Genomic DNA, 7,355 nt, shown 5'->3' on the forward strand with positions numbered 1-7,355 from the left:
GCTTAATAAAAGTAACGATAATTGTTTGGTTAACCCTCTCTGCCCTTTGGGCATCTCTCCCTGCTCCAAAGCAGCCACTTCGGGAAAAGGATGAGAAAGATGGTATGAAAGGAAGTGTTTAATGTTTGTTTATTCCGGTAATAATGGGGATCGGGGCTATTGCCCTTCTCCCCAAAAACCAACCGGTAAGTTGTTTACTGAAGAACGACTTTAATAAATTTAATAGCCATTGTTCTGATAATATACTCCGCCATCCTGAATAGAGTTCAGGAAGTTGGAAGGAATAGGTTTTACCTCGTTTACACCATCTCTGAAGAATTGGCCTACATCCGGATTGGTCTCCATCAGGTAATTCTTATTTAGTTTCTTAGTCCGTTTTAAATCATAATACCTCACATATTCTCCACAGAGTTCACGGGCTCTTTCGTCCAGTACAGTCTGTACGGTAACTGCGGATGTTAATGTTTTGGCACCGGCTCTCGCTCTTATTTTATTAATGTAGCCCAGAGCATTGGCACCGCCATTTGCATAAATATCAGCTTCGGCAGCAATTAAGTAAACCTCAGGCATCCTCATCATAAAAGTGGCATTTAAGTTTCCATACCGGTTATTATTGGGATTGTTAGTATAATAGTTGCTGCTATTATGTTTCATTAAAGAGGGATAAAAGCCAAAGAAGGGGTTGGTAACAGTTCCGCCGGTTCTGTTTACTCTGGTGTAGGTCATCTTTACCTTTTTATCTGCAGTATTATAAACATCGTTGTAGTCTGCAACAATGTATTTTTGATCTAATTTAGTGGCAGTTTTTGTAGTATAATCTGGTTCGTTAGGATGCATAAACTCGATTCCCAGATCTCCATTAACTAAATTTGAGCTTGTTGTTACCGCTGCGCTTCTGTCAAAAGTTGTAAGATTGGCCTCTGACCAGGTGAATGATGGCCTGTTAACTGTCCATTCGGTTTGAAAAGATTTGTGATAGCGTGGATCAAGAGTCCCATCATCCTGAACAAATAGAGACAGCAGGTAGTGCGTAGGCATAAACTGTCCGTTAGACCTGCGTCCCCAGGTGGTATAATCTGTACCTGAAAACTGCATGGCCGGAAAATCTGTAACAGTGGCGTAGAACAGCTCGTTATTCATGTTCATATACCAGGCATTGTTACTTACACCGCCCACAACAAATCTGTGGGTCCATAAAGCTTCTTTATTTTGTTGATTATTGGTTTCCAGAAATACTTCGTCAAATGTAGGATACATAAAAGTATTGTAGGTATTGCCACCAGATTCACAATCGTTAATGAGGGCTTTGGCAATATCCAGTGCTTTTCCTGCAAAAGCTTTAGAGTCGTCGTACTCTACAGTTTGTAAGTATGCTCTGGCAAGAAAACCCATAGCAGATTTCTTTGACGGGATGGTGGTTACATTGGTGGTAGGTAACCATTGTGCTGCAAATTCCAGATCGGGGATAATAATGGTTTTATAAATCTCTAGTGGTGCTACGCGTTCCGGACGAAGATTTACATCTGCAACAGGCTGAGTAGGGGCTGTTACACCGCCAAACTGCTCTACAAGATTAAAATAGTACATGGCTCTAAGGAAATATGCCTGTGCCACGGTTGCATTCTTCTCTTCTTCGCTCTTGAATGGAGCCATCTCGGCATATTTAATAGCCAGATTACAATAGCCTATACCGTCGTAACATACGTTCCATACCGTATTTAAGGTATTGGTAGGGATATTGGATGTGCCGCCATATTTAAAAAACTGCAGATTGGATGTTGCGCTGTTTTTGGCGTTTGTCCATATGTCGGTACCACCCTCACAAAACATCATCCATTGGTTATATCCATATAACTGCCTTTCCATACCAAAGTAGCAGTTGTTAAGCAATTTCTTATAGCCATCAACAGAAGAAGAAGCTACGGCATCCAAGGTAAATCCGGATGGGTTATATTCTTCTAGTGTACAGGAAGAAAACAATCCACATGCAGAGATGATGATTGGAAGTGATAATTTATTCAGGGTTTTACGAAAGTTCTTCATGTTTTAAAGGTTTAAAATGAAACATTTAGTCCGACAACAAAGCTGGTGAATAGCGGGAAAGTATCTGATCCGTTAGTCTCTGGGTCGGTATCTCTTATCGATTTGTTTTTTGTAAAAACAAGCGGATTATAAGCTGTGGCATAAACTCTTGCCCTGCTCATTAAGAGATGTCTGTTAACTTTTTCAGGTAAAGTATAGCCTAGTGTGATGGTCTTTAATTTTACAAAAGAACCGTCGACGTAGGTTAAAGAAGATAGTCCGGTTGAACTGCCAATTCCCGGCCTTGGGAAATAAGCAGATTGGTTTTCCGGAGTCCAGTAGTCTACGCCCGCAGGTTGTCCGCCGTCATTGCCTCTGTACCAACCTAAAAGTTTACTTTGTATAGTTTGACCCCAACGTACCATAACGAAAGTACCTAAGTCAAAACCTTTGTATTTAAAAGTATTGTTTACACCAAGCAACCATTTAGGGGCCGATGAGCCTAAGATCATTCTATCCGTATCGGTATAGGTGTGCACACCGCCATCACTCACGCCATTTACAATTTTTTCGTTGGTTGCTACTTTTACATAACCCGGTTGCGCACCATATTTTGCAGCTTCTTCGGCTTCTTCTGTAGACCATATTCCTAAGTATTTATAATCGTAGTGAGATCTAACAGGCTGGCCTTCGAATAGTTTCTCTGCAATAATATCTCCATCAGGCAGGTCAACAATCTTTTCCTTGTTTCTGGTAAAAGAAAAGTCTGATGTCCAGTTAAAGCTGGAATTGCTAATGTTTACAGTACGCAGGCTTAGCTCAAATCCTTTATTATTGGTTTCCCCAATATTTTGCCAGGTTTGCAGCGGAGATCCCCAGGCAGTGATGGCAGCCGTAATTGGCAAAGTACGTTTAAACAACAGGCCTTTAGTATCTGTGTTATATATATCTGCCGATAAATTGATACGGTCTTTTAATAGAGACAGATCTAAACCGATATTGAAGTTGTAGCTTCTTTCCCAGGAAATGGAAGGGTTGGAAAATGTACCGAAGTTTTGGACATTTGGAACTAGAGCTCCGTTTAAAGATACAACCTGATAGGTGTAGGCCTGCGTTAGGGATGAATAAGCGTCCATACCGCCGGAGTTTCCGGTAACTCCATAACCAATTCTGAATTTGGCATCGTTAATAATCCTTTTTGTACCCGACATGAAGCCTTCGTCAGAAATACGCCAGGCTACAGCAGCTGCAGGGAAAGAACTCCATTTATGACCCGGTGCTAAATGAGAAACACCATCCCATCTGTTGGTAAAGGTTAACAGGTATTTGCCCTTGTACGAATAGTTTAACCTTCCGGCGAAAGACAATCGCGTTTTCTTTTGGTAGGAAGAGGCTATCCCTGTTTTTTGTGTGCCGTTTCCTATATTGTAAAATAAATAAGTGTCCAGATCCTGACCTTGCCCCAGAGAGTTATTACGGTCGAATCGGCTATCTGCCCATGAGGTAATTCCGGTAAGCGTAAAGTTATGGTCTTCTGCCACAGTGCGGTTATAGGTTAAGGTATTTTCCCATATATAACCATACCCGTTATAATCGTCTAACATAGCTATTGGCAAAGCATAACCTGAAGGAGGAAGTGCAGTAGATTGTTTACCATAATATCTACCCTGACGGCTGTTATTCAGGTTTAAACCAATGTTAGAACGGATGGTAAAGTTCTGGATAGGTTTAATCTCTAAATAAGTGTTTAGTATACCGTATGTAGATCGGGTATTGTCTGCATATTGATTTGGTATTTCGTCGCCGAGCGGAGTGGTCTCGCCATCAATAAACTCTACATTGATATTTCCATTTTCATCTCTTGGTACACCCAAAGGGAATGCTGGTAAGGACTTGGTGAATATGTTGTTGTTTCGGGCGTTTCTAACTGTATAGTTTAAATTGATATTGGTACCCACTTTTACCCAATCGGCAAAACTATGGTCCAGGTTTAACCTGAATCCTCCGCGTGACTGATTTTCCCTTGGTAGCAATCCGCTTTCTTTGGTATAAAGAAAAGAGGTGTATACCTTTGTTTTCTTTCCGCCGGTGTTAAAAGATAAATTGTATTTCTGCTGTGTAGCAGAATTATTAACCAGTTCATCTATCCAATCAATCCATTGCCCTTTATTGTAAGCATCAAGAACGTTAGTATTGGTGAAAATCTGCGATATATCTTCCGGATAGGCACCATTTGCAGTTCTGTAGAGCTCGCGTCGGTAATTGATGTATTCTTCGCCAACCATGCTATGGCTATAGTGAGGTTGGCCACTAAAACCAAAGAAAGAATCGAAGTCGACAGATGTTTTACCTTCCTTGCCTTTTTTTGTGGTTATGATGATAACCCCATTTGCTCCCGCAGAACCATAAATGGCTGTAGAAGATGCGTCTTTGAGAACGTCGATAGAAGCAATATCAGAAGGGTTGATCTGAGAGTAGCTGGCCTGTATCCCGTCAACAATATAAAGTGGTGAATTATCGCCATAAACAGAGCGGTTACCTCTAAGCAAAACATCTGCATCTGTACCTACAGCACCCGAGGTTCTGTTGATATCTGCCCCGGCAATTTTACCCTGCAGGGCTTCCATAATATTGTTTACAGGCGTTGCGGTGATATCTGCTTCTTTGATGGATACAACAGATCCGGTAAGGTCTCTTTTTTTGGTTACACCATAACCGATAACCACAACCTCGTCCAGAGAAGATATAGATTCTTCCAAAGCAACCTGTATATTGTTTCTTGCGTTAACAGCGATTTCTCTTGACTGGAATCCAATGATATTGAAAACAAGGGTTTCGTTTCCAGTAGAAAGTGAAAGTGCAAAATTACCATTCGCATCGGTCATGGTAGCTGTTTTTCCACCTTTGACGCTAACACTTACCCCGGGAAGAGGTTCTCCTTTATTATCTTTAACGGTCCCCGTTACACGATTTTGCTGTTGTTGCTTATCTGCAGGTTTAATCACAATCATTTCGTCTACGATTTCGAAAGTTAGGGCTTGTCCGTTAAGCACTTGTTTCATCAGCGATTCCAGATTTACATTCTGCAATGAGATATTGATCTTTTTAGACAGATTAACCTGATCTTGTCTGAAAAAAATGGCGTAGTTGCTCTCCTTTTCAATCTTCCTGAACATATCTTTTACAGTGATATTATGTTCATTTATATTGAATACGTTCTGCGAGAACACAGACGCATGCAACTGCATTAAACTGGTAAATAACAGAATAGTTATCAACTTCATGGTCATGAGCATTTTATGCCAGCGACTGGCAAAATGTTTTTTTAGAAAAAAAGTCATAATTTAGGTTATTAGTTAATACTGTAAGTCCCTAAACTTGTAGGGTATTAGCTATTCGATTTATGTACCGGGATGTTACGAGCATTCCGGTTTTTTATTTTTGTCCTGTCCCTTATCTTCCTTATGTCATATCATTTAATTTTAATTGGCTTTATATTTAATTATTAGTGTCTTGTTTTGTGAGCTGTAGGTTATTGGTGTGGTTTCCTGAATGACGTTGAGTACTTTATATATATTCTCCGGATTTTTAAATGTACCGGTGTAATGGTATTTGGTTAAAGCAGAATCGCCCAATACAATATTGGTGTTGAATTTTCTGTTAAGTGTTCTTACTACATCGTCAAAACTGGTGTCGTCAAATGCAATACTTGCATTATCCATCCAGTTGTTATACGCTATGATGTTTTCTGCCGGAAGCTCTACTATAGCCAATGTTTTTGAGCTGACATCTTTTGTTGCAATACTTTTTGCAGCATTTTGCTTTTTTATTTTTAAAATCTGATTAGCAGAAACAATAACCTTACTAGGTTTACTTTCTTCTTTAGATAACTGCCCTTCTACGGAGATTTCTCCTTCCAGGACGGAAGCTTCAAAGCCCTGGTCGTCCGAATAGGCTTTTATATTAAAAATTGTTCCTATATCTCTGATCAGAAATCCCTTCGCATTCACGATGAAAGGCAGCTTTTCTGAACTTTCTGCGATATCAAATCTGGCTTCTCCGTCTAATATAATGTCTCTGTTAGTGTGTCCAAAATTGCTGTTGTAAGATAATTTGCTTCCTGAGTTAATAAATACCAGTGTGCCATCCGGTAGGGTGATTTCCTGAGTTTTACCTTTTTCTACAATGATTTGATGAGTATGTACCTGGCACTTTTTATAACGGTAAAACAGGAGCGAGGCACTTATAACTAAAATAAATAAAGCAGCGTAGGAGAGTAGCTTCTTTAAGTTTCTGGCTTTTTTATGAATATTGACAGGTTGTTCGTCTGTAAATCTCTTATAAGCTTTATCGTTATCAATCAATACATGTTGTGATGACAATGCTTTATGCCAGTCCTCATATAGCCTGATAAATGCTTCTTCGTTGTCCGAATTTTTACCAATCCAGTTTTTGGCAATGGAAATTTCTTCCGGCGAAGCTTTGCCAGTAATATAATTCAACAATATGTTTTTGATATCGTTATTCATGTTGTATAAGCTATAAACAACTTAAGAGGGCAGAACCCCCAAAGCGGATTAAAAAAAATTAGATAAATAAAAAAAGAAGGAGAGAGATTAGGTTCTGGAGGCCAAAACGGAGCTTTTCTAAAGCAATGGTAATTTGTCTTTCGACGGTTTTGTTGGAAATATTGAGTATGGTGGCAATCTCTTTGTTCTTTTTATGTTTGAAACGACTAAGCTTGAAAACCGCTTTACATCTTTCCGGCAGGTTTTCTATGGCTTCTGCAATATGTTTTTCAAATTCTTTTGCTATTACTTTTTCTTCTTCAAAGATAGAGGATTCATGAATGAGCTTGTGCTTGTAGAGGTAATTGATGTACTCGTTTTCTACTTTTTTATGTTTTAGATAGTTAAGGCAGCGATTTTGCACCATCTTAAAGAGGAAACCATGGAAAGACGGGCTGAATGTGTATTTGTCTTTATTCTCCCAGAGTGCGGCAAATACATCGGAAACAAGTTCTTCGGCTTCTTCCATATCGTTTACAAACTTGTTGGCGAAAAATATAAGTTTTGAATAGTTTGTTTTAAATAATTGTTCGAAACTGATTTCCTCATTGGTTGCTAAATCTGTTATGCATTCGCGTTCATTCATAGGTTTCATCGATTTGACTGCACAAATTGGCCTGGTATTATAATTTGGTTTAAAAAAATACGGAATTAGGTTTCTGCTTCCTTCGAAAGTAAAATTAGCTGAAGTTTAAAGTCGGTTTTTATATAATGTTTCCTTTGTATTGTATGATTTTGCCCCCGAGGTGCTGGTTGATGGTCCAT

At 39.3% G+C, this 7,355-nt stretch carries 4 protein-coding genes; all 4 read right to left on the reverse strand.

Going from position 1 to position 7,355, the window contains the following annotated elements:
• Nucleotides 1-219: 219 nt before the first annotated feature.
• The 4 genes from ABWO41_RS13435 to ABWO41_RS13450 all read right to left on the reverse strand — a co-directional run bounded on the left by ABWO41_RS13435 (nt 220) and on the right by ABWO41_RS13450 (nt 7,176).
• The gene (locus ABWO41_RS13435) at nt 220-2,043 is read right to left on the reverse strand and encodes a RagB/SusD family nutrient uptake outer membrane protein (RefSeq protein ID WP_353138907.1); all 1,824 of its coding nucleotides are present in this window, start codon (nt 2,041-2,043) and stop codon (nt 220-222) included.
• 11 nt (nt 2,044-2,054) lie between these two features.
• The gene (locus ABWO41_RS13440) at nt 2,055-5,363 is read right to left on the reverse strand and encodes a TonB-dependent receptor (RefSeq protein WP_353138910.1); all 3,309 of its coding nucleotides are present in this window, start codon (nt 5,361-5,363) and stop codon (nt 2,055-2,057) included.
• A gap of 141 nt (nt 5,364-5,504) precedes the next feature.
• Entirely contained in the window at nt 5,505-6,551 is a 1,047-nt protein-coding gene (locus ABWO41_RS13445; protein WP_353138913.1) for a FecR family protein, read from the reverse strand.
• Nucleotides 6,552-6,609: 58 nt separating this feature from the next.
• Entirely contained in the window at nt 6,610-7,176 is a 567-nt protein-coding gene (locus tag ABWO41_RS13450) for an RNA polymerase sigma-70 factor (RefSeq protein WP_353138916.1), read from the reverse strand.
• Nucleotides 7,177-7,355 lie beyond the last annotated feature (179 nt).

This window comes from Pseudopedobacter sp. (assembly GCF_040392825.1).
Taxonomy (GTDB): domain Bacteria; phylum Bacteroidota; class Bacteroidia; order Sphingobacteriales; family Sphingobacteriaceae; genus Pseudopedobacter.